We start from the raw sequence: 23707 nt of genomic DNA on the forward strand, positions 1-23707 counted from the left end.
GCTTATAAAATCAAATAACCTTTCAGATAATCAATAATTTTAAGATTCTTAACCAAGGAGGTTCGATAATGCCCAGATTCAAAGACCCCAGTCATACTTGCAGGCCGTCGGGCGCACCCAGGGTTGTTGATCCCAAAACACTTGGAAGAAGCGCCGACCCGGCAGTCCTGGAGATGATTGACTATGCAAGAGAAAAGGGAGTAATAACTTCATTTGACCGCTTTGTAGCCCAGCAGCCCCAGTGCCAGATTGGCTACAAAGGGTTGTGCTGCCGCTTCTGCATGGCCGGCCCTTGCAGGATTAAGGCTGAAGAAGGGCCAGGCAGCAAAGGAATCTGTGGCGCTTCCGCGTGGACTATCGCCGCCAGGAGCACCGGTCTGATGCTTCTGACAGGCGCCGCATCCCATAGCGAGCACGCCCACGTTATCCTGGAAACGGTACATAAAACGGCGCACGGCAAGGCGCCTGACTACAGCATCAAAGATGTGGATAAGCTGCGCCGCGTCTGCGCCCGTGTCGGCATAGCCACCGGCGGCAAGGATGAACTGACTATGGTTAAGGAATTATGTGAGCTTGCTTTTAAAGAATACAGCCGCCTCAAAGGAGAAGGTTTCTCCAACTGGGTGCGGACAACAGTCACCCCGGACCGCAATGAAAAATTCACCAGCCATGACATTATGCCCAGCGGTGTCTACAACGTCATCTCCGAACTGGTTACCCAGGCCCACGTCGGCATGGACAACGATCCGGTCAACATTATTTTCTCAGCCCTCCGGGTCGCGCTTGCTGACTATATCGGGATGCATATAGGCACCGACTTTTCCGACATCCTCTTCGGGACTCCCAAGCCGCTTCTTTCTGAAGCAAACTTCGGGATAATTGACCCCGACAATGTTAACATAGCCATGTACGGCCACAACCCGGTCCTGAGCGAACTCATCTGCGACGCCGCTGAATCCATGCAGCAAGAGGCAAAGGCCGCCGGGGCGAAGGGCATCCAGTTGATGGGCATCTGCTGCACGGGCAACGAAGTGATCATGCGCCGCGGGGTGCCTATTGTAACTTCCTATGCGTCAGCCGAACTGCCGATTCTCACCGGGGCGCTAGACGCCTATGTGGTGGACGTCCAGTGTATCATGCCTTCCATCCGCACGGTGGCTGAATGTTTCCATACCAGAATTATCACAACCTCACCTATTGTAAAAATACCCGGTTCTTATCATATAGACTTTCAGACGGAATACGCCATGGATAATGCCAGGACCGCAATACAGTATGCCATAGAAGCGTTTAAGCTCAGGGACAAAAGCAAATATCACATCCCCCAGGAAAGGCACAAGGTCATCGCGGGCTGGAGCCTGGAGGCGCTGTATGAGCTGTTTGGCTCGGTTAACCCCGACAACCCGGTCAGCGTGCTGACAGATGCCATTTTAGCCGGTGAAATCAAGGGCGTGGCCATGCTGGCAGGGTGCAACAACCTGAAGCGGTTCCAGGACGACAGCCATATTACAATCGCCAAAGAAATGATTAAAAATGATGTATTTGTCATAGGCACCGGCTGCGTGATGCAGGCCTGCGCCAGGGCCGGCCTCCTGGCGCCCGAGGCAATGGAGCTGGCCGGAGACGGGCTCAAGAAGTTTCTGGCCAGAATCAGCGAAAAAGCCGACCTGAAGGTGGGCCTGCCGCCGATGTTCCATATGGGTTCCTGCGTTGACAACACCCGCTGCAGCGACCTGATGATGGATATGGCGAAGCAGCTGGGCGTGGCAACCCCGAAAGTGCCGTGGGTGGCCTCCGCGCCTGAAGCCATGAGCGGCAAGGCCGTGTCAATCGGCTGCTGGTGCGTGGCCATGGGCATGCCGGTGCATGTCGGCGCGATGCCGCCGCTGGAAGGCAGCGATTTGATTTACAGCATCGTCACGCAGGTTGCGCATGATGTTTACGGCGGCCACTTTATATTTGAAATGGACCCTGCTATTGCAGCTCAGAAGATGCTGAACGCGCTGGAATACCGCACCTGGAAGCTGGGCGTACACCGTGCGGCTGCTGAGAGATTTGAAACTGCTCTTTGCCAGAACTACTAAGCGGTGGATCGAGAGGAGGAAAAGAGATGTCCGAGCAAATTCATTTTAATCAGATTTACGAAGGGTGCGTAGAACCGGGCAAGGAGCCGAAAAAGCTTTATCGCTCAATGTATAACGGCGCGATTACCGCTGTAAGTTACGCGGAAATCCTGCTCAGCCAGGCCATAAGAGAATATGGGGCGCAGCAGCCGGTTGGCTACCCGGACACTGCTTATAATATCCCGGTCATCCGCTGCATGAGCGGCGAGCAGGTCACCAAGCTGGGTGATCTGCCGCCGATTTTAAACCGGATGCGCGCGCAAATTAAGGAAGAAAAAACATTCGAAAATATGCTGCTCTGGGGTGAATCCACCTGGTACGCCGCCGATATCATCGAGGCGCTGCGCTATCTCAAGCATACTCCGGAAAACCCGATTGTGCAGCCGCCCTGGACCGGGTTTATCGGTGACCCGGTGGTGCGCCAGTACGGCATTAAGATGGTTGACTGGACCATTCCCGGCGAAGCCGTCATTGTAGGCCGCGCCAGGACCAGCAAAGATGCGAAAAAGATTGTTGACAGCCTCATGGCCAAGGGCCTGATGCTGTTCCTTTCAGATGAAATTATCGAGCAGCTGCTCGAAGAAAATGTGAAATTAGGGCTAGACTATATCGCTTACCCCCTGGGCAACTTTACTCAGGTAGTCCATGCCGCCAACTACGCCCTGCGGGCCGGCATGATGTTCGGCGGGATCCCGCCGGGGGAACGTGAAGCGCAGCGTGATTACCAGCGCCGCCGCGTTCTGGCTTTTATTATGTACCTGGGCGAGCGGGACATGGTCAAGGACGCCGCCTGCGCCGGCGCCATCTTTACCGGTTTTCCCGTAATAACTGACCAGTCGCTGGGGGAAGACGAGCAGATTAAAGACTGGTTTGTTTCAGAGCCGGACTATGAAAAAATCGTCCAGACCGCCCTGGAAATACGGGGGATCAAGATTACCGCCATCGACATCGACGCGCCGATTACCATCGGCCCGGCCTTCGAGGGTGAGACCATCCGCAAGAGCGACATGCACTGCGGTTTCGGCGGGCAGAAGACCCCGGGCTTCGAGCTGGTGCGCATGATGGGGCCGGATGACATTGAAGACGGCAAGGTCACGGTGATCGGCCCTGATATTGATACCATTGAGCCGGGCGGCATGCTGCCTATCGGCATCCTGGTCGAGGTTTACGGCCGGAAAATGCAGGAAGACTTCGAGCCGGTGCTGGAACGCCGCATCCACTATTTCATTAACTACGGTGAGGGCATCTGGCACGTGGCCCAGAGGGACATCAACTGGCTGAGGGTGAGTAAAGACGCCTTCAGCAAGGGATTCAGGCTCAAACACTTTGGCAACATTCTCTACGCCAAGTTCAAATCCGAGTTTCCTTCCATTGTCGACAGGGTCCAGGTGACAATTATGACCGACGAGGCCAAAGTACTGGAAATGCGTGAAATAGCGAGGGAATACTACGCCAGGCGCGACGAGCGGCTGAAAGAACTGCGGGACGAGGCGGTGGACACTTTCTACTCTTGCACCCTTTGCCAGTCCTTCGCGCCTACTCACGTTTGCGTGGTAGCGCCGCAGCGGGTAGGTTTGTGCGGCGCGGTGAGCTGGCTGGACGCCAAGGCCTCCTACGAGATCAACCCGCACGGGCCGAACCAGCCCATTCTCAAGGAAGGCATCATTGACGAAGTCAAGGGACAGTGGAGCAGCTTTAACGAATTTACTTATAAAAACTCACAGCGCACCATCGAGGCAGTGAACTTTTACACCATCATGGAATACCCGATGACCTCCTGCGGCTGCTTTGAGTGCATCCTGGCCATGGTGCCCGAGTGCAACGGCTTTATGGTGGTCAACCGCGAGCACGGCGGCATGACGCCGTCCGGCATGACATTCTCCACCCTGGCCGGCACCATCGGCGGCGGCGCGCAGATGCCGGGCTTTATGGGCATCGGCAGGTCTTACCTGTCTTCTCCCAAATTTGTCCCGGCTGACGGCGGCCTGGCCAGGCTGGTCTGGATGCCGAAAGAGCTGAAAGAAGCTCTCCGGCCTCAGTTGGAGCAGGCTGCTGAAGATGCCGGGCTGGGAAGAGACTTTATCGATAAAATAGCCGACGAGACGATCGGTATTGAAGGTGAGGAAATACTGCCGTTCCTCGAGGAAAATGGTCACCCTGCTTTGACCATGGACCCTCTCATCTAAGGAATTAAAAGAAGGAACCAGAAAGGAGAAAAAAGTATGGCACTATCGGGATTACAAATTTTTAAACAACTGCCCAAGACGAACTGTAAGGATTGTGGTCAGGCCACCTGCCTGGCATTCGCCATGGCCCTTGCCACCGGCAAAGCCAGCCTGGATCAGTGCCCGCATGTCAGTGACGCGGCGAGGGAGGTCCTTGATTCCGCGTCCGCGCCGCCTGTTGCGCTGGTGAAGATTGGTGTTGGCGATGAGCAGGTTGAGCTCGGCAATGAAACTGTGCTCTTCCGGCATGACAAACGCTTTGAGCACCCGTGCGCCATAGCCATACCGGTTTGCGACACTATGGGCGACGCTGAGATAGTCAGCAAGGTTGACGCCATCAACAAGCTGGTATTCGACCGGGTGGGGCAGACTCATAGAGTAGATATGGTACTCGTCTGCGCCTGCTCCGGCAGTCCCGAACGGTTTGTGGAAGCAGTCAAGCTGGTTGCCGGCCGTACCGCGTACCCGTTGATTCTGAAGAGCGAAGACCCGGCGACTATTGAAAAGGCGCTGGAAGTTGTCGCAGCCAAGAAGCCCCTGGTTTACAGCGCCAACGCCGCGAATTATCAGGCCATGGCCGCCCTGGCCAAAAAATTTGAAGTTCCTTTGGTGGTGCAGGGCGCAGGTTTGGATGAACTCGCCTCGTTAGTTGAAAAGGTTGCGGAACTGGGCTGCAAACAGCTGATCCTGGACTCCGGGACGACCGAATTGGGCCAGGTCCTGACCGACCAGACCCAGATCAGGCGTCAGGCGTTAAAGAAATTCCGCCCGTTCGGCTACCCGACCATAGTCTTTGCCTCTAATGAAGACCCATTCCAGGCGGTGATTGACGCCGGTGTATATATCGCCAAATACGCGGGTATAGTTGTCATAGACAGCGTAGACCCGGCAGACATCCTGCCCCTGATCACACTGCGCCTGAACATCTATACCGACCCGCAAAAGCCGATTGCGGTTGAATCAAAAATATACGAGATCCTGACCCCGGGTCCTGATTCGCCGGTATACCTGACCACCAACTTTTCTCTTACTTACTTCTGCGTCGCCGGTGATATAGAAGCGTCCAGAGTGCCCGGCTATGTCCTGCCTGTGGATACCGACGGCGTATCTGTCCTTACCGGCTGGGCCGCCGGCAAATTTACGCCGGAAAAGATATCGGAAATGATGAACACCTGCGGTATTGCCGGCAAAGTATCGCACCGCAAGGTGATTATACCAGGCGGCGTGGCGGTTTTAAGCGGCAAGCTGCAGGAAATATCAGGCTGGGAAGTGCTGGTAGGACCCAGAGATTCTTCCGGCATACCGAGCTTTATCAAACAGCGCTGGAACGCCTGATTTAACCCGTCCCTCACTCATGATTTAGAAAGGATTAACCGGTTATGCCGAACTTCTCAATAAATATTATTCCTGACCATAAGCAGGTCACTGCAAATGAAAAAGAAAGCCTCTATCACGCTATGGTAGTGGCGGGCATTCCTCTCAAAGCTTCCTGCGGCGGAAAAGGGACCTGCAGTGATTGCAAGGTGCTGGTAAGAGAAGGAAAGGTGGAATCACTGACAACCGGCATGCTGACTGAGGAGGAACAAAAGCAGGGGTATATGCTTGCCTGTCAATGTTTCGCACAAAGCAATCTGGTGGTGGAGGTCCCCGAGGAATCAAAACTGACTGAGCACAGGATTGTGCTTAGCAACAACCCGGCCGGCGGCAGTATTGCGCAAAATGGTGATGAAAGGATAGGCATACTGGAAGAGGAGCCTGAAAGAGCTGGAGAAGGCCCCGATATTCCTTTGTTTAAAAGATTATTTCTGAAAGTGCCGGAGCCTTCCCTGGACGATATGGAAGACGATATTGGCCGGGTAATACGTGTCATTCGCAAAGAGACAGGCGTCGAACTGCTGCGTCCCACTCTGAATGTCCTGCTGACCCTGCCCAATATTTTAAGGCAGGCCGGGTGGAAGGTGACAGTTTCCCTGGCTGAGGGGAAAGGCTACAAATCTGTTGAAATAACCGGGGTTGAACCTGGGCATATTGAACAGAAGTACTATGGACTGGCCGTTGATATAGGTACGACGACCGTGGTAGCCAAGCTGGTCGATCTGGAAAGCGGCCAGACTGTGGGGATCAAGGGCACATATAATAAACAGGCCGTTTATGGAGACGATGTTATAACCAGGATCATTCACACCAACGAATACCCGGACGGTTTAAGAGAGCTCCGGAAAGTCGTTGTGGAAACTATTAATGAATTAATCGAAGACCTGGCCAAGGAGCAAAGGATTAAACAGACTGACATCAGGACAGTGGTCTGCGCGGGCAACACCACCATGACCCACCTGTTCCTGGGCCTTGACCCGACCTATATTCGCCTGGAGCCCTACACGCCTGTGGTAAACAATATCCCGGCTGTCCGGGCGTCCCGGGCTGGTTTGAATGTCTATCCCATGGCCTGGGTCCAGTGCATCACCGGTGTCGCAAGTTATATGGGCGGGGATGTTACGGCCGGGGTGCTGGTTTCCGGTATGGCTTTCGCGGAGGAACTGACCCTGTTTGTCGACATCGGGACCAATGGAGAAATGGTGCTGGGCAATAAAGAATGGTTGATCTCCTGCGCCTGCTCAGCCGGCCCCGCCTTTGAGGGCGGCGGGATCAGGCACGGGATGCGCGCCATGCGCGGGGCGATAGAAAAAGTAAGGATTTCGCCGGGTGGCGCCAAAGTTACCTGCTGCACCATTGGCAACGTGCCGCCGACGGGTATCTGCGGCTCCGGTTTGATCGACTGCGTCGCCTGGCTGTACAAGTCGGGTATCATCGACCGCAGCGGCAACTTTGTCTCCGACGTGAAATCGCCGCGCATAAGAGATTCCGCCGAGGGTAAAGAATTTGTCCTGGTCTGGTCCGAAAAAGCGGGACGTTTTACGGATATAACCATTTCTGAGGCTGAAATAAAAAATCTAATCCGGTCCAAGGCCGCGGTTTATGCCGGCATACGCAGCATGCTGCAGATGGTGGGACTGCCGGTGGAGGCTATTGACAGGGTGGTCATAGCAGGCGGCTTCGGACGGTACATCAATATCAGGGATGCCATTGACATTGGCATGTTCCCTGACATCCCGCTGGAGAAATACTCTTATGTGGGAAACAGTTCCGTCAAAGGCGCCAAACTGGCTCTTTTATCGAAGAAGGCCAGGGATATGCTGGAAGAGATCGCTAAAAAGATGACTTACCTGGAACTCAGTATTGGCAATACCTTTATGGATGAATTTGTTTCGGCGCTTTTTATTCCGCATACCGATCTGGGATTATTCCCAACCATGCAGAAAAGATAATTTATTTACAAAAGGAGAGTATGTTAGTGGCGCTGCACATAGCTATTGCCGGGAAGGGCGGAACAGGGAAGACTACCTTCGCAGCTATTACTGTCAAACTATTGATTAAAGATGGGGTGTCCCCGGTACTGGCTGTTGACGCCGACCCCAACGCCAATTTAAACGAGGCGCTGGGCGTTGAAGTAGAGGAAACTATTGGAGAAATTTTGTCCAAGATTAAAAATAATTTAACACCGCTGCCCGCCGGCATGACCAAGGACCAGTATGTGGAGTACAAGGTCTACCAGTCCCTTGCCGAAAGCGATGATTTTGACCTGCTTTCCATGGGAGCTACCGAGGGGCCGGGTTGTTACTGTTACGCCAATAACGTCCTCAGGTCTTATCTGGACAACTTGTCCAGGAACTATAAGGCAATCCTGGCGGATAATGAGGCCGGTTTGGAACACCTGAGCCGCCGTACCACCCAGAATGTTGATATACTGTTCGTTACCAGCGATACCAGCGCCAGGGGCGTCCGTTCCGCCAAAAGAGTTAAAGAGCTTGTCCGGTCCATAAACCTGAACATAAAAAAAATGTATCTGGTAATTACAAAGGTCGGTGAGGATTCTCTTGAGGCCCTGCAAGATGAAATTGACAAGACCGGCCTTGCATTGATCGGAACCATTCCAATGGATTCAAATATAGTCGAATACGACCTGCACAGCAGGCCCCTGGTGGATTTGCCCGGTGACAGCCCTGCTGTGGCGGCAGTTGCGGAGATTCTAAAGAAGGCGAATATTATAAAAAATTAAGTCGTTACTGAAAGGAGTTGTAAGACAAACATGGCTGTTGCAATAGTAAAGGAGAGGTGGACCAACAAAGTCCTGGAGATGACTATTGGACAGGAGCCTAACGCTGTCAAAGTCGGTGGAGACAGCACCCTGCCGTTTTTACACTTTGAAGGCGAAATGCCCAACCGGCCGGTGGTCGCCCTTGAAGTATGGGATATGGAACCTGACAACTGGCCTGCCATACTGACAGAGCCGTTTAAAGGGGTGCTGGACAATCCCGTGGCCTGGGCTAAGAAATGCGCCGATTACGGGGCCGACATGATTTGTTTGAGGCTGAACAGCGCCCACCCGGACCAAATGGACGCCACGCCGGATGAGGTTGCCGCGACTGTCAAGGCTGTGGCGGAAGCTGTGAGTTTGCCGCTGATTGTGGTGGGCTGCGGTGTTGAAGAAAAAGACGCTTTGATCCTGCCGGCCGCCGGTGAAGCTATTTCAGGACAAAACGCTTTGCTGGGCTGTGCCACTATCAATAACTACAAAACTATTACCGCCACCTGTATGGTGCACGGCCACAATATTATCGCCACCAGCCCGCTGGATATCAACCTGGCCAAGCAGTTGAACATCTTGATTAACGAAATGAACCTGCCCCTGAGCCGGATTGCCATGGACCCGCTGGTAGGGGCGCTGGGCTACGGTGTTGAGTATGCTTATTCCATCATGGAACGCGCCCGCACAGGCGCTCTGAACGGCGACAAAATGCTGGCCATCCCGATGATCTGCTTTGTCGGCCAGGAAACATGGAAGACCAAAGAGGCCAAGACGGAAGACAACGAGGAGTGGGGCGCCCAGGCCCGCCGCGCCCTCCTGTGGGAAGTCCTTACCGCGGCCAGTTTCGCCCAGGCCGGAGGCTCTATCTTTATCCTGCGCCATCCCGAGTCCTTAAAGCTTTTCAACAATAACATCGCAGCCATGATGAAACAAAACTCTTAAATATTGAATTATTGAAAGGAGTTTTAATAATGGAACTGATTGGTGAACATATTAACGGTATGTTTAAAGACATCAGAGAAGCTATTATAAATAAGGACCCCGGCCCCATCGAGCACTGGGCCAAACTGCAGACAGAAAAGGGCGCCCGCTGGCTTGACATTAACACCGGTCCCACCGTCGCCAAAGAAGATCAGCCCGCTGTTATGGAGTGGCTGGTCAAAACAGCCCAGGCGGTCAGCCCGCTGCCCTGCTGCCTGGATTCCACCAACCCCGAGGCCATTGAGGCCGGGCTGAAAGTCCACCGCGGCCAGGCCCTGATCAACTCGACCAGCGCCGACCAGTGGAAAATGGACATCTATTTTCCTTTAGCTGTGAAGTACAACGCCAAGTTGATCGGACTGACCATGAACGAGCAGGGAGTGCCCAAGGACGCGGAAGCGCGCGTCGCTCTGGCCATGGAGCTGGTGGTAAACGCCGATATGCGCGGGCTGCCGATGCAGGACCTCTATATCGACCCGCTGGCGCTTCCCGCCAACGTGGCGCAGGACCACGCGCCCGAGGTGATTGAGGCCATCCGCCAGATTAAAGTGCTGGCCGACCCGCCGCCCAAGACTACTTTAGGCCTCTCCAACGTGTCGCAGCGCTGCGCCGAGCGAAAACTACTCAACCGGACCTACCTGGTGATGTGCATGGCCGCCGGCCTGGACTCGGCTATCGCCGATGTGGAAGACGAAATGCTGGTAGATGCCGCGGCCGCGGTACAGGTGCTTTTGAACAAGGATATTTATTGCGACGCTTTTTTGAAAACCTTCAGGTCATAACCGGAGGAAAAGGTTACATATTGAATCACCCATTAACTCTATAAACCGTGGGCTTTTGCCGCCCCGGTTTTTTTGTTTTTTGAATTATTATTAATTTAGATATATAATATAGTCAAAAGTCAGAAAGGCGGATATTCAGATGTCTGAGATCAGGACAATTAAGTATGCAAAGGCATTTTCCGGTATGAAGAAAGCCCGTGTCTGGGGCAAAGGGCAGTTTACCATACCCGCTGAGATAAGAAAGCGCCTGGGTATTGAGGAAGATACCATTCTGGAAGTTTTTCAGGTCGGGAGGGCCATGATTGCAACGCCGGAGAAGCTGACTGTAAAAGCGCTGGCGGAAGCTGTCCAGAAAGACATGTCCGAAAACAATATCGACCTGAAACAGCTGTTGGCAGAGTTGAGAGAGGGCAGCCACGAGTATGAGACAGAGTAAGGTTTTTCTGGACAGCAGCGTGATCATTGCCGGATTGGCTTCAAATACCGGCGGCTCCAGTGAAGTTCTGGTTTTGGCGGAACTTGGCGTAATCATCCCGTGTATTTCTGAAGATGTGGTGAGCGAAGTAGTGCGCAACATTCAGAAAAAGCTGCCCGGGAGTGTCGCACTTTATATCACTTTGTTTAAGAAATTGCCTTTTAAGATAGTCGATTTCCCGGATCAGGATCTCGACTTTGCCAAAACAATTATTAATGAGAAGGATGCTCCAATACTCGCGTCGGCCATCTCAGGCAAGGTTGACTGGCTGCTGAGCCTGGACAAACACCTCTTAACAGTTAAATGCAAAGAAAATCTGGGTTTTGCTGTCGGTACCCCGGGAGACTTCCTTCAAAATTTTTCACCAGTATAAGCAGTCCGGCCACGCTTGACTCGTTGGCGGATGAAGGGGTGGAACGGTGTTAAAAGGAAGAAAATAATTGTTTTCATGTAGGATAATTGGATATTATGGTAAAATATATATTATAAAAGTGGTGCGAATTCATTCGCATTTTTTTCGGAGTAGGAAAATGTCAAGAACTTTCACGGTAGCCAAATACCAGCTAACCCTTGAGGCTGGAGAGCATGGCCTTTCCTTACCCCCATACAAAGGTTCGACTTTAAGGGGCGGTTTCGGCAGCGCTTTTAAAAGGATTTCCTGTTCAATGAGAGACGCTGCATGCAGGACCTGTCTCCTGCGGGCAAGCTGCCCCTACGCCTACATCTTTGAGACCGCGCCGCCGCCCGGGTCGGAAGCGCTCCGTAATTACGAAAGCGTCCCGCGCCCCTTTGTCCTGGAACCGCCGCCTGAGTCTAAAACTGTATATAAACCAGGGGAAACGGTTTGTTTTAACTTGATTTTAATCGGCAGGGCAATTGGCTACCTGCCCTATTTTATAGTGGCTTTTCGTGAACTGGGCGAGACAGGAATCGGCCGGATGCGAAAGAAGTACCGGCTTGCCGGGATCGAGGCGGTCAACCCGGTTAATGAAGGTGAAAGCGATATAGTTTACCATGCCGGAGACCAGCTTGTGCGGAATGTCGACCTGTCCCTGAATATCAATGTTAAAAATCAGATACCAGATATCCCTTTCCCGGAAGAACCGGAAGGGTTTACACCGGATGAAAGTGTTGCCTGTCAAAAGGAAACCACGCATGAATTTCCTGTAACGCAGCGTATAGGCCTGGAATTTCAGACCATGACCCGGATTAAGTTTGAAGAGAATTTCGTGCGCCGGATCGAGTTTCATATGCTGATCCGCAGCCTTTTACGCAGGCTGTCTTCCCTGGCCTACTTTCACCACGGCTGGGAGCTTGAGCTGGATTTTACCAGGTTGATAGAGCGGGCAGCTCTAGTGCGCATGGTCGAGGATAACACCCGCTGGGTGAACTGGGAGCGCTACTCCTCGCGACAGGACAACAAGATGAACCTCGGTGGCGTTGTAGGCCGGGTGGTATATGAAGGGGATTTTTCAGAGTTTATCCCTCTGCTGCGGCTGGGGGAACTGGTCCATGTGGGAAAAGGGGCGGTGTTTGGAATGGGAAGATATAGGATTTTAAGGGAAGACCTATTGACGTCTTTTATTGATGGCAAGGTGGACTCTTATTAACCCTCGCCGTGCTCATAGCAGGCCGGCGGAAGTAATTGAAAACCCTTGAAACTGTAGCAGCAGTTTCAAGGGCCTAAACGAAACCCCGGCAGTGGGGCACACACGCCGTTTCCTCAATTTCAGTATTACCATTTACTAAAGGGGTAATAACTTTAGCTTAATAATATAAGGCGAATTAGCCATTGTCAAGAAAAGGACGCAAGCTAATGGTAAATAATTGCTTTGCAATGCCATATTTGGCTTTTACGGGGAGAAAGGGGTATGGTTAGTTTCTCCCTTTGTAAAGATAAAGGGTCCGGAAAGTATAGATAGCAAAAGTAGTCCCCTTGTAATCGGGAGTTATTTATTTAATAACCCATAAAAATAACTTATTTTCAGTACCCTTCTTTACCCGGGCGTTATAAATTATGCGGGATTAGTAAAAGATATTACATTTATTGGCAGGTATAACTCCAGGTCACCACTTATACATTGAATTAAAGATTACCATTATTTAATAGTACCCATTACCATTACTTAAGGGGGTGACAGGGAGATGATACAATTTCTCCAATTGGTAGGAACCTTTTTGGATAAAGTTATTTTTTTAGCTCTTATTGCAATTATTATTTTTCTTCTTAAAAGGCAGATCGGAGGTTGAAAGATGTACGAACTAATCCGAAAAAAAGCATCGCAGTTTATGCTCAAACGTGGTTGGAAAGAATTAGTAGCCAAGAGCGGAGCATATCAACAAAGCCTATTCGAACATACAATGTGCGAGCTTGATGTTCTTTTACAGTTACTGCCAATTCTTCGCTTGCCAAACCACTACGATTTAAAGCTGGAAGAGGAGCAAATTCTGATCGTCTCCGTAATAGGACATGATATTGGCAAAGAAACAAAGGAATTTCAGGACTATATAAAGGGTCTGTCGCAAGAGAAAGCCTTACATATTATTACTGGTTTAACGAAGAAAGTAGTACCTGAAATTTGTGAAATTCTAGGTTTCAGCGACCTTCAGCACTACTCACACCAGATCATCGAAAACTGCATCAACCTTCACATGTCACGAAACCGTACCGATGCAAATCTCATCTTTTCAATCTTCCAAGGTATCGGCCGGTGGAAGGCCCTGGCGGATATTGTATATACACTAGATAACTTTTGTTCCGCCAGGGGTATGCTGGCCGCCCTTAGCACGCTGGAGCAAAGCAACCTGTCCATGCACATAAAACTGGCTTATCATCAGGTGGTTGTAAGAGGGGTCAGCACGGTTTTTTTACACAAGGCAGCGGTGGACAGTTTTATTAAGCAAGGTTGGAGCCCCATTCTTTTCTTCAGTGAAGGAACTATCTACGCTGCTTCATCAGCGAGTCAAATCTATGAACCGGCCAGGGAAACAATAGAAGGGCGACTGTTTCAACTTATCGAAGAGGTGACAGGCAAAGATGTTTCCAGGCTGATGGTAGGCAGCCCGGTGGCTAATATTTTGCCAAAGCCCGATCTTTTTGATTACAAGGAAACTGAAATCTATTTAAGAATCGCTGCCGGGAAAATAAAACGCAGTTCGTTTGCGAGAAAAAAATATGGAGACAGGGTAAAGGTAGTGAAATCTTACTTAAAACTGATCAAACCTGACGTAAAAGAACTTAGCCAAGAAACAGTTGACCGGCTTTCGGAGCGCATTGACATTGCCCAGCCGGAAATGGTTATCTTTAAATTTTTTAAAGCTATAATGGGCGAAAATTTAATTGGACGGGAGGGGGTGAGCATTGCCGCAGCAGAATACGAAAGAATGTTTGGGGAAGGAAGCTGGCGGAAACTACAGAGCACTTCCACATTAATGCCTGCCAGAGATATGGCCCACACGGTTGATTATTTCTGGAAATTACCTGCCGATCGGTTTGGCTATTCTGGTGGTAATGTTGGTGAACTGGCGGATGAAAAAAGGGACAGTCTTCTCATAAGCATCCTGAATGGCATCGCGGAAAGAGTTTATTCGAAAATTGAAACCCCTCCGTCCCGTTCCACTGTCAATAAAAAAATGGCGGCAGCTTTTATCGAGGATTTGATACGGCCATCTAAACAAGAAGACCTCAAGCTGCTGGTGGAGAAACAGTTAAAGGCTTACTCTCAATCAAAGCCATTTGCAGGTAAGGAAACAAAAAAGGCAGAGTATATCTGTCCGGTTTGCAACTTGCCTTTTGACGATGGTGTCAAGGCTTCAGCCGATTTTCTGAGCAACCCCCAGACTCACACGAACCGTGGAGTGTCACACGGCAAGTTTGATTATGTCATGATTTGCAGGACCTGTTACTTTGAGCGGATTTTGCGGCAACTCCTTCTTCAGGAAAAGTCGTCGGAAATGATCGTACTCCTGCCAAGAATGAATATCGGATACCAGGCAGGACAACTGCTGGTGGAGAGAGTTCAGAAGTTTTATGAACAGGCATGTATATTTATGTTTGGCAGCGGCGACCCTGACCGCCAAATGTCACTTTCCTTGACCCACCTTATTGCCAGGAACGTTTCAGGTCGGGAACTTTACCAACTAAGCGGCGAAGAAATCGCCGGGCTTTTAACGTACCGGCATTCCGACGAGACGAGAAAGAAATTAAGGAGGGATTTGGAAAAGAGAATCAAACACTTTTACGAAGGTTCTCTGGAACAGGCAAACCTGGAGTGGGCTACTGAGTTTCCAACCTGGGATGAAGCGATATCGGCCGTAATTAATAATCTTGTGGATGAGCCCGTGGTTACAGAGATTCGGGATGAAGTATACCGCCTTGGTCCCCAGTTAAAGACAGTGTGCCAGACACCAAACCTAATCCTGATCCCGTTAACTCAACCAATCATTTTAGGTAAGGACGGTGACGCGAACGCCGCCCTGCGCAGGTTATTTGTTTCTCTTTTCATTGGTTTGGCTCTTGACGCGACGGTTGCCATTATCAGCAACAATGACGGTTTTGATTTTGAAGGATGGGAGGGAGTGGCCCTTGTACCACCTGTGGCCTCTATCCGCAAGATGGTCAATGGTAACTGGATATCGCTTGAGAATGCCCGCAGGTGGTTTCGAGCGATTGGGGCGGCCAGCATTTTAACCCCGTCTACCGCCTACCCCGAACGGTCGAATCTGTTTGCTATCCTGTCCGAACCTACACCGGGACATATCCTGCGGCGAATTGAAGAGAAAAACAATGGACAAGTAAGCAATTATCATTTTGAATACCTGGATATCATCGAGGAGGTGTTACATTGAGACGCTTCATCTTTACTAATGTTGAACGGTTTCAGTACGAGAGCATTAAAGAAAAAATTGAGGAAATCAAAGATACCTTTGACCGTTATCTTGATAGTTACCCTGCAAAAACCTATAAAAGTAAACATGCCATTATGGGACCGGTAGGGAAGATCTTGCAGGAGATCAAAAAAGGCAAATGGGATGTAGAAAGTTTAAGCGGCTATGCCGTAAATGTCCACTTGCATAACCCCAAAACAAAAGGGAAAATCAGTGAAAGTGCCATAGCGGCGCTGGAGGAGGGCATTGAAAAGCTCTTGTCTCTCATTCGGGGGGAATCAATTGCCTCGCAGGATCGGATTTTGGAGCTGGTTGATTACGGGCTTTACTACCGTCAACGCAAGAAGAGTTTAGCCTGGTTGGAATCAGTAAAGAAGGAATGGGTGGAGTTTCTAAAGACAAAATACGGCACATGGGATAACTTGGCCAAGGCGTGGGGAGAGAAACCCAAAAAGGGCGTACAGGATATTGAATCTATCGGGTATCCAAGCAAAAGGGCGTACGCAGAGGCGAAAGGTCAGAAAAAGGCGGATATGGGTGAGTTTATCAAGCAGGCCGAACTAAAAGGCTATGATTTGGATGATGAGGAGGAATAAGATAATGAAACTTATCGAGCAGTATCTGGTGGATAAGCCCCAGCCATTAATCGGCGCGAAGACGATCCAGCTCATTGTTATGCGGGAAATCCTTGATTACACGGTGTTGAGAACCGAGGAAGACCGCCAGCTTAACACAGTGTATACACCGCTGTCAGTAAAAGAAGATAAGCCGACGCGCCGGGTGGCGTTTTTGGCCACCAAGCAAAAAGCCGCTGAGTCCCGGCAATTGGAGCAGATTCTAAGGACGGCCGCGGAAGAAGCGAAATTGTCTGTAACGGAGTGCTACCTGAAAGACAAACTTTGTATGAAATGCCCCCGGTGCGGGTTATATGGCGCTACCAGCACTGAGTCGGGGCAAAGTGACAGGGCCAATATAAAGCACCGTATTGAATATTCCACCGCTTTTTCATTGCTGCCTTATGAGAACATTGCCACGGTGACCACCTTTAACGCCATCAATGACAAAAATATCACCACAGGGCAGGCATTGGGCAGCCGCTACGCAGTGGCGCCCGCCACCCTTTTCCCATCCATTGTCACTTTAAAAAGCGTAACATGGATTGAACTGGTGCAGGCGGTTAAAACGCTGCTGGCTTGCAAGAGTTATGGGGCGGAATCGAGGATTGGCGGCGATGTGAGGAACACCATTATCGGTGTGACGGCGGGATGGGAAGAAGTAATCACCTCCCTGGAACTAACCTTAGAGCTTTATGATCGCCGGGATAAAATTACCCCCGCTGAGATCGCGGCGTTTATTAAGAGAGATTATGTGCCCAAAGCGGGAAACCCCGGCAAGGTAATTGTTTTGAAACCGGAGCAGACCGACGAACTTATCAAGGAATGCGTCAATACTGCGCTGGACAAGGGATTCCTGGAGAAAGCGTATAAAGACATCGGAGAGTACCGGGCCGTGCAGGTAGGTTAGGAGGGCAAAGGGATGCCAGACTCTATCGATCTTGCTGAACACGGGATCAGGTTGTTTATTTGCCGCCTGTTTAACCATGATTACCTGTGGTTTTCATCTTATGAAGTGAGCAAAGTGTCTTCCACCTATCCGGTTATTCATAATTACGCCCTTTCTTATTCACTTGCTGACTTTTCTTACGGTATTTACAGAGGTTCCACGCCTCGCTACGAGGAGGACTTGCCCGGCTTTCCTTTGTACGCCACCCCTGCGTACAGAGAAGAATACGATAAAAGCCGTCTTACTTACAATGCGGTCAATTCCCTGACCTTGCGTACGGATGATGCTCCACGGGGCATCAATTCACCGGGAATCGGCTGGCGGGTTTATTTGAACCCGGCGTGGGGAAAAGAGGATCGTTCAAAAAGCAGTTTTACCTGCTATGTTTTTACTTTTGACGGTTCGGTACCAAGGGGGGTAACCAGGTTGGGTAAAAAAGGTACGGCAGTGAGAGTAATTTGGGAGGAAATCACAGCGCCACAGGCCGTTTTTAGGAACAAAGCGATTCGCCCGGCCCATCCGGTCAACCCTCTGGATATTACCGGTCAAGTAGATAAATATGATCCTATAATGATTCCACCCCATATGCTTTTTCGCACGGCGGAAATTAAAGGGGACTGGTTTTGTTTAAAAAAAGAGCACAGGGTGCATATTCCTGAAAGAGTAATGAAGCGGGTTTTTGGGGGCCAGGACAAGTGAAAACATTGCCATTGACGTTGCCGTTGGTGCAACATCCTCTGGTCCTGACGCCGCTGTACCATCATCAGGCTGTCATGCTTGATGAATGGAGAAACCACAGCACTTTTCTGGTTGGAACCAAAACCGGCACCGGTAAAACCGCCGCGGCGCTCCTCCCAATTCTTAAATATAAAGAATCAGCGATTATGGTTTACCCGACCAATGAACTCATTCGCAACCAGGTTGCCGGTGTAGCAAACATCGCCAGACTGGAAGGCCTAAACCCGTGTATCTATGATCCTGAAACAACAAAAGAAGAGTTCGGGAAGGCAGATGTTTTGCTTGTTCATGTCGACGCCGCTGCCCTGGAAAAATGGGGAAGAGAAAAAGGGTGGGGAAGCAAGTGGAAGGTTTTAAACCGGCTGCTGGAAAGCAATAAAACTAAAATTATTTTTACAAACCCAGATATATTATTCCTGATTTTTGCCCTTCGCTACCGGGGGGAAGCGCTGGCTGCCCTTCATGGCTACCCGACCCTGGTGCTTGATGAGTTTCACCTGTATCAAGGGGTTGAATTTGCCCATGCCTTGTTTATGGTCCATTTGGCGAGACACATTGGAATGTTTGAAAGGGTGGTGCTTCTGAGTGCCACACCTGATCCGGAGGTAAAAAAGGTCGTAAGAGATTTTTTTGCCCCGCTGGAAATTGATTTTTCTACCCGGTCAAGATATGTCGGTGAAGAGAAAAGAACGGCTGTCCATGAGGTCGAAATCATCCCATGCCCCACCGGGACGGATCCCGTGGAAACAGCGGTTGGCACCATTCTTTCACTGAGAGAAAAGTTAATTGAATTGGGCAAGAAGGAAAACGAGCCGGATTATATTCCGGCGGTGGTAGTGCTGAACTCGGTAGTTAACGCTATTCGACTGGAAGACCGTCTGGTGGAAGAAGGCTTTTCTAGGGATGAGTTGTTGATCGTTAGAGGGCTTTCTCAACGTGATATCCGGCAAAAGCGGCCGGAGCATCTCCTGGTTATCGGCACATCTGCGATAGAAGTGGGTGTGGATTTTAAATGTGATTACCTGGTGTTTGAGGCTTTTGAAGCCCCCTCGTTTATGCAGCGCTTCGGCCGGGTAGGCCGCCACAGGCCGGGGACGGCTTACGTCATATGTCCGGAAAATGTCAGGTCCGGTATTGAAGGATTGGATACGGAAGTTACCAGAGATGAATTTGAAACAAAAGTATACGACTGGTATGTAACTCCAGAGTTCAGGCCATGGTTTATTAATACTTGGGGCGGGCTCATAACGGTATATGCCCTTATCAATAATATTATTTCAAAGATTCAGGAGGACTATCAAGGAAGCCCTGAAAACATTTTGGTGATAAAAAACAAACTGGAAGATATAGCGGAAAAATATGCGGAGAAAATTCACTGCGAGAGGCTTTTAGCATCTATAAGAAGCCAGTTTGCAAAGGCTGGGCAAGGTATCAAAGAATATAGATGGCTTAAGGTATACCAGGAACTGAGCACTTTTCGTACATCGCTGCCCAGTATTCCTGTTTACGATTATGCGGAAAAAATAAGAAGAGGCGAACAATATGCGTCATATAATGTTGATTTGATTCCGTTGTTACGCAGGTCGGAGGGGCTTATGTTCGATCCAAGGCTTGGGATGGTAACGGTTAAAGGCTATGGGAAATATAAAAAAGTTTCGGTAATTGGGATTAGTTCTTATTTGGGTAGCTATGGGAGGTTTTTTCAAACCATTAATTTCCCAGAGCTTTCAATAATTCAAAACGACCATTGTACTCCGGTTTCTCATATCATGACACTTAAAAACCACATTTTTACTATTGTTCCCAAAGACTTGGTTGAAGTTGACTGGAGATTACCTGTCTTACACTGTGGCCAATCTTTGATAGCTTTTGATGGGGCTGCGTTGCTTCTTAATGAGTTGTATCTTAGAAGTAAGAATAGATTTAAAACTAATTAATGGGACTGAAAGGGTGGTGGTTTGCGCCCAGTTCACGGCCGGCTGCCGCCGTTGCACTGTAAAACCCGATAACAAGGGGACTGAAAGTTAGTCCTTGCGGTAAAATGCTCGAATTTTGATCTCTACTAATAAGTACCCGCAGGATGTAGTATTTATGAGTGAGAATATTTAAAGTAAAATATATATTCCAACCAGGGAGTGACTGGCATGAAAAGTATCAACGACTACGTTAAAGACCTCTCCCACCAGGATGTGCAGGTAAGAAGGCACGCTGTTATTCAGTTGCGCTACTTCGGCCCGGAGGCCGCGCCGCACTTGCGGGCAGTTGTCGGTAAAGACAGCGATCCCTTTGTGCTGGCCGGAGCCATAAACTCTCTGGGTTGGCTAAACGATATGGAGTGCGTAGATGATCTGCTGCAGGTCTTGTTTCAGGGAAGTGAATTCTGTGCTGAGGATGCTGCCTATGTACTGGGAGAGCTTGGCGACGAGTCTGTGCGCGAGCGCCTATTGGAAGCGGTACGTACCCCCGGGCAGAGGAACCGCCGGCATATATTAAGAGCGATGGGGGCTTTTCCCGGGGGAGGCGTGGAGGAAGCGCTCATGAAGACACTGGCCGAAGTGGGGAAAGAAGATATCGAGGAGGCGGTCGCCTGTGCCGAGGCGTTGGCCGAGCTGCAATATTACCGGGCAGTGCCGGAAATTATTGAACTGTACAATGATAATGTTGTTAATGATGATGATGTAGCGGATGATTTGATAAGTTGCCTGGCGGCGCTGCTGGGTGAGCCGCGTTTACTTACAGGCATAGGCGCCTTTGAGATTGCAAGTATAGCCGGGCCGGTCTTTGACAGCCTTTTTGACGGCGAAGAGAAGAGCGAACCGGCTACACGGAAGGCTTTTTATAATAAGTCTTCCCGTCGACTATGCAAATTGGTCAAGGAGCCTCTTATGAAGGCAGCGGTAAGCGCTTGCACCGAGGTGGGCATTCTGGGCAGGAACGATGAGATAAGTGAGGAAGAACTCCTGGACAAGCTCGTGGAAACCAGGCTGGGCGCTTGCCTGTATTTCATCGACTACCTGAGAAAGAAAGGCACACCGGAAAAAAGCAACCGCTTCGGAATGTTGAGAGAAGAACAGCAGCTTGTCCTGTGCGCTGTTATCGCGGCTCTGCGGGAGTTGGACAGGCTGAAGATGGAAGCGAGAGGAGAACTGGACCAGGTCGCTTATCTTGTGGAGGAACTGCACTTAAGGTACACGTCAACGCCGCGCCGGTTGATTAAAGAGGTCGCCGGATTCGGCGAGCGGGCAGTGCTGCCGCTCGCGGAACGCATAGTAACTTTTATAGAAACTTCTGAGGGCGCGTATCCAGGCTGGTGCCTGGCCGAAACGCTCGGCCTTATCGGGACGCCTGGCGCGGTAGATGGCCTGCTTGGAACTTTTTCAGATGTGGAGATAGAGGAAGAGTGTACAACTTCAGCGTTTTCAGTACAGAACGCCCTGGCCCGTTGCGGGGTAGCGGCTGTCGACCGGATTATCAATTATATCCAGTCACTGGAAGGAAACGGAGGCTGTGTGGAAGGCGGCTGCAACTGCGGGGAAGAGCCATCCTTTGATTCGGGCGACGAGCATATTTATGACCCCTGGCCCGGTATTTTTGCTTGCGGCGCTCTGGCAAAAATACGCCACCCGAAGTCTTTTGAATTTCTCCTGGGCCGCCTGACCCACTATAATGAGGACGTGCGACGGATGACGCTGGAACAACTGCAAGAATACGGCGATCCGGAAGCTATCTTTATGGTGCGCCGGCTTCTGGACGACGAGTCCGAAGGAGTGGCTTACGCAGCCAGGAAGGCTCTGGTTGAGCTCTGTGACGCCAACGGGATAAAAATGGAGGGACTGGATAAAATACGGGATGAGTTGGATGAAGATCATTTGTTTGAAGACTACTTTGATGTCTTGGAAGATGAGGAAGAATGGTCACCGGATGAGTTCTCTTTCGATTACAAAGGGAATAGGGTAGTCTTTCATGATCTTGAACTAAAATCTGAACCGCTGGTAAAGCCGCCCAAGACCGGCCGCAACGAGCCCTGCCCCTGCGGCAGCGGAAAAAAGTACAAAAAGTGCTGCGGAAAAGATCACTGAAAATAAATTATTTATCCTTTTGTGTAACAATTCCGGTGCCCACGGGTTTGGTTCAGGGTGTTTCAAAAGCACTAAAGGTGTGAAGTATTATGTAATAAAAGGAAGGTTAAAGCAGTCAAAATAGAGGATATTGGAGATATTTAAAAGAACATTTAAGTAAATTTTAATTATCAGCCATTAATTTTACCGAATTCTATGCGCGGGTGTTGACGTTATGAACCTCTTTTCAGTTGTCCCGGACCGTTTTTTCAGTGTTCTCGCCAGTCCATTAAAAGAGCACTACGCGGGGATCCTGTTTAGAATCTACGACCAGTACCTGCTGACCAGCCTGGGTATGGAGCGGGACGTGGTAGTCGACGTCATCGTCGATTATATTGAAGAATACTGGGAGGAAAACGGCCAGTTCGCCGGCGCCCTGGAGGACGAGATCTGGGAGGAATCGCTGGACAACCTCTCCGGCTCGAGGGAGCGGGCGGCCTTTGTCCTGCGCAGATTGGAGGCTTGCGGCTGGCTGACGACCGAAACCTACAGCAACTACAGGCAGTACGTCAACATCAACGACTACGCCATTAAAATACTCGACACTCTGGACAAGATCCGTAAAAACCGCCAGGCCGAGTACCAAGGCTTCGTTTACGCCACCTACACACTGCTGTATTCGGAGGAAGTGAACCGGCAGGCCAACCTGGCTCTGGAAAAGGCTTACGAGCAGACCGAACTGCTGCTGAACGGCCTGAAGACATTAAATCACAACATCAAGCGCTACATTGAGCGGGTGCTGGCTGAAAAGCAGCCGAAGGACATACTTAGAATCCACTTCGAAGACTACAAGCAGGAAATCATCGACCGCAGCTACCACCGCCTGAAGACGTCGGACAACGTCTCCCGCTACCGCCCCAAGATTATCAAGAGGATCAGCGAATGGTACAACGACCCGGCCTGGGTGGCGGCCACCGCCGGGCTGGACGTAAAAAGGGGCCGCTACCCCGATCGCAGCACAGCGGAAATGGAGACATATTCGCGCCTGGACTACATACGCCAGGCCTACACAGAGATGGACGAGTTGCTGGAAGAGATCGACCGCCGCAACAGCCAGTACGCCAACGCTTCATTCCTGCAGTTAAAGTATATTCTCAATTCCAGCAAGGATGTGGAGGGCCAGTTGATGGAGTCGCTCAAGTACCTGGCCGGGCTGCTCAGGGAGGAAGGCTACCGCCGGGACCAAGGCCTGCCGGGAGATTTCGGCAGGCTGTTCAGCCTCTTCTCACAGTCGTATGTCGACTACTATTCTCTTTATAACGCCAGGGAAGCAGCCAGGAGCCACACGCCCGCCGCTTTCCGGGAACTGGCCGGGCCGGGCGGGGAAGAGCGCCGGAAAGCCCTGCGCAAGTACCGGGAAAAAATGGCCCGGCGCATGACCAGGGAAAGGATAAACGCATTCGTTTTGGAAAAGCTGGGCGGCAAAGATTCCATTCGCGCCCGCGAAATGGGAGTTGAAGAGTTGGAGGATTTTTTAAAGCTCATCTATGCCGCCGCCTATGGCAATTCACGCCTGGTCAATTACCGGGTCGACTTCAATACCGGCACGCGGGTGAGCAGTGGTAACGGGCGCTTTGAGTTTAAAGACGCGCTTTTTTTACGGCGCCGGCCCCGGCCGTAAAATCTTAAAGGAAGGAAACGTGAGCCGTGCATCCCTGGGAGCGCTTT

17 protein-coding genes are annotated in these 23707 nt (G+C 50.6%); all 17 read left to right on the forward strand.

Annotation, left to right across the window (positions count from 1 at the left end; genetic code table 11):
• Nucleotides 1-68 precede the first annotated feature (68 nt).
• The 17 genes from cooS to Pmgp_RS03985 all read left to right on the forward strand — a co-directional run bounded on the left by cooS (nucleotide 69) and on the right by Pmgp_RS03985 (nucleotide 23660).
• Complete coding sequence (gene cooS, locus Pmgp_RS03905) at nucleotides 69-2084, forward strand: anaerobic carbon-monoxide dehydrogenase catalytic subunit (protein WP_134212656.1); 2016 nt, start codon at nucleotides 69-71, stop codon at nucleotides 2082-2084.
• Between the two features lie 26 nt (nucleotides 2085-2110).
• Nucleotides 2111-4309 (forward strand): acetyl-CoA decarbonylase/synthase complex subunit alpha/beta, encoded by a 2199-nt coding sequence (gene acsB, locus Pmgp_RS03910; RefSeq protein WP_134212657.1) that lies wholly within the window; start codon nucleotides 2111-2113, stop codon nucleotides 4307-4309.
• Nucleotides 4310-4345: 36 nt separating this feature from the next.
• Entirely contained in the window at nucleotides 4346-5683 is a 1338-nt protein-coding gene (gene acsC, locus Pmgp_RS03915) for an acetyl-CoA decarbonylase/synthase complex subunit gamma (protein WP_134212658.1), read from the forward strand.
• 44 nt (nucleotides 5684-5727) lie between these two features.
• On the forward strand, nucleotides 5728-7674 hold the full coding sequence (locus Pmgp_RS03920; RefSeq protein WP_134212659.1) for an ASKHA domain-containing protein: 1947 nt from the start codon (nucleotides 5728-5730) through the stop codon (nucleotides 7672-7674).
• Nucleotides 7675-7700: 26 nt separating this feature from the next.
• The gene (locus tag Pmgp_RS03925; protein ID WP_134212660.1) at nucleotides 7701-8465 is read left to right on the forward strand and encodes an ATP-binding protein; all 765 of its coding nucleotides are present in this window, start codon (nucleotides 7701-7703) and stop codon (nucleotides 8463-8465) included.
• 30 nt (nucleotides 8466-8495) lie between these two features.
• Nucleotides 8496-9437 (forward strand): acetyl-CoA decarbonylase/synthase complex subunit delta, encoded by a 942-nt coding sequence (locus Pmgp_RS03930; protein WP_134212661.1) that lies wholly within the window; start codon nucleotides 8496-8498, stop codon nucleotides 9435-9437.
• Between the two features lie 29 nt (nucleotides 9438-9466).
• The gene (locus Pmgp_RS03935) at nucleotides 9467-10258 is read left to right on the forward strand and encodes a methyltetrahydrofolate cobalamin methyltransferase (RefSeq protein ID WP_134212662.1); all 792 of its coding nucleotides are present in this window, start codon (nucleotides 9467-9469) and stop codon (nucleotides 10256-10258) included.
• A gap of 139 nt (nucleotides 10259-10397) precedes the next feature.
• A complete protein-coding gene (locus Pmgp_RS03940; protein ID WP_134212663.1) occupies nucleotides 10398-10694 on the forward strand; it encodes an AbrB/MazE/SpoVT family DNA-binding domain-containing protein in 297 nt (98 codons plus the stop codon).
• Nucleotides 10681-11106, forward strand: a complete 426-nt coding sequence (locus Pmgp_RS03945; RefSeq protein ID WP_134212664.1) for a putative toxin-antitoxin system toxin component, PIN family — start codon at nucleotides 10681-10683, stop codon at nucleotides 11104-11106. The genes Pmgp_RS03940 and Pmgp_RS03945 overlap by 14 nt, the downstream gene beginning before the upstream one ends.
• A gap of 157 nt (nucleotides 11107-11263) precedes the next feature.
• Nucleotides 11264-12343 (forward strand): CRISPR system precrRNA processing endoribonuclease RAMP protein Cas6, encoded by a 1080-nt coding sequence (cas6, locus tag Pmgp_RS03950; protein WP_134212665.1) that lies wholly within the window; start codon nucleotides 11264-11266, stop codon nucleotides 12341-12343.
• Nucleotides 12344-12986: 643 nt separating this feature from the next.
• Nucleotides 12987-15581, forward strand: a complete 2595-nt coding sequence (locus Pmgp_RS03955) for a hypothetical protein (protein WP_134212666.1) — start codon at nucleotides 12987-12989, stop codon at nucleotides 15579-15581.
• On the forward strand, nucleotides 15578-16216 hold the full coding sequence (locus Pmgp_RS03960; RefSeq protein ID WP_134212667.1) for a hypothetical protein: 639 nt from the start codon (nucleotides 15578-15580) through the stop codon (nucleotides 16214-16216). Before Pmgp_RS03955 ends, Pmgp_RS03960 begins: the two co-directional genes overlap by 4 nt.
• A gap of 4 nt (nucleotides 16217-16220) precedes the next feature.
• Complete coding sequence (gene cas7d, locus Pmgp_RS03965; protein WP_192902773.1) at nucleotides 16221-17144, forward strand: type I-D CRISPR-associated protein Cas7/Csc2; 924 nt, start codon at nucleotides 16221-16223, stop codon at nucleotides 17142-17144.
• A 12-nt stretch (nucleotides 17145-17156) separates the two neighbouring features.
• Nucleotides 17157-17882 carry a type I-D CRISPR-associated protein Cas5/Csc1 gene (cas5d, locus tag Pmgp_RS03970; RefSeq protein WP_134212669.1) on the forward strand — a complete coding sequence of 242 codons (726 nt, stop codon included), beginning with the start codon at nucleotides 17157-17159 and terminating at the stop codon, nucleotides 17880-17882.
• A complete protein-coding gene (cas3, locus tag Pmgp_RS03975) occupies nucleotides 17879-19858 on the forward strand; it encodes a type I-D CRISPR-associated helicase Cas3' (RefSeq protein WP_134212670.1) in 1980 nt (659 codons plus the stop codon). Before cas5d ends, cas3 begins: the two co-directional genes overlap by 4 nt.
• Before the next feature lie 207 nt (nucleotides 19859-20065).
• Entirely contained in the window at nucleotides 20066-22000 is a 1935-nt protein-coding gene (locus Pmgp_RS03980; protein WP_134212671.1) for a HEAT repeat domain-containing protein, read from the forward strand.
• 214 nt (nucleotides 22001-22214) lie between these two features.
• A complete protein-coding gene (locus tag Pmgp_RS03985; RefSeq protein ID WP_134212672.1) occupies nucleotides 22215-23660 on the forward strand; it encodes a Wadjet anti-phage system protein JetA family protein in 1446 nt (481 codons plus the stop codon).
• The last annotated feature ends 47 nt before the right edge of the window (nucleotides 23661-23707 follow it).

Source organism: Pelotomaculum propionicicum, from assembly GCF_004369225.1.
GTDB lineage: Bacteria > Bacillota > Desulfotomaculia > Desulfotomaculales > Pelotomaculaceae > Pelotomaculum_B > Pelotomaculum_B propionicicum.

What these genes read in the sequence shown, in the direction of transcription:
- cooS (WP_134212656.1), top strand. Translation starts at nt 69, where the DNA reads ATGCCCAGATTCAAAGACCCCAGTCATACTTGCAGGCCGTCGGGCGCA.
- acsB (WP_134212657.1), top strand. Translation starts at nt 2,111, where the DNA reads ATGTCCGAGCAAATTCATTTTAATCAGATTTACGAAGGGTGCGTAGAA.
- acsC (WP_134212658.1), top strand. Translation starts at nt 4,346, where the DNA reads ATGGCACTATCGGGATTACAAATTTTTAAACAACTGCCCAAGACGAAC.
- Pmgp_RS03920 (WP_134212659.1), top strand. Translation starts at nt 5,728, where the DNA reads ATGCCGAACTTCTCAATAAATATTATTCCTGACCATAAGCAGGTCACT.
- Pmgp_RS03930 (WP_134212661.1), top strand. Translation starts at nt 8,496, where the DNA reads ATGGCTGTTGCAATAGTAAAGGAGAGGTGGACCAACAAAGTCCTGGAG.
- Pmgp_RS03935 (WP_134212662.1), top strand. Translation starts at nt 9,467, where the DNA reads ATGGAACTGATTGGTGAACATATTAACGGTATGTTTAAAGACATCAGA.
- Pmgp_RS03940 (WP_134212663.1), top strand. Translation starts at nt 10,398, where the DNA reads ATGTCTGAGATCAGGACAATTAAGTATGCAAAGGCATTTTCCGGTATG.
- Pmgp_RS03945 (WP_134212664.1), top strand. Translation starts at nt 10,681, where the DNA reads ATGAGACAGAGTAAGGTTTTTCTGGACAGCAGCGTGATCATTGCCGGA.
- cas6 (WP_134212665.1), top strand. Translation starts at nt 11,264, where the DNA reads ATGTCAAGAACTTTCACGGTAGCCAAATACCAGCTAACCCTTGAGGCT.
- Pmgp_RS03955 (WP_134212666.1), top strand. Translation starts at nt 12,987, where the DNA reads ATGTACGAACTAATCCGAAAAAAAGCATCGCAGTTTATGCTCAAACGT.
- cas7d (WP_192902773.1), top strand. Translation starts at nt 16,221, where the DNA reads ATGAAACTTATCGAGCAGTATCTGGTGGATAAGCCCCAGCCATTAATC.
- cas5d (WP_134212669.1), top strand. Translation starts at nt 17,157, where the DNA reads ATGCCAGACTCTATCGATCTTGCTGAACACGGGATCAGGTTGTTTATT.
- Pmgp_RS03980 (WP_134212671.1), top strand. Translation starts at nt 20,066, where the DNA reads ATGAAAAGTATCAACGACTACGTTAAAGACCTCTCCCACCAGGATGTG.
- Pmgp_RS03985 (WP_134212672.1), top strand. Translation starts at nt 22,215, where the DNA reads ATGAACCTCTTTTCAGTTGTCCCGGACCGTTTTTTCAGTGTTCTCGCC.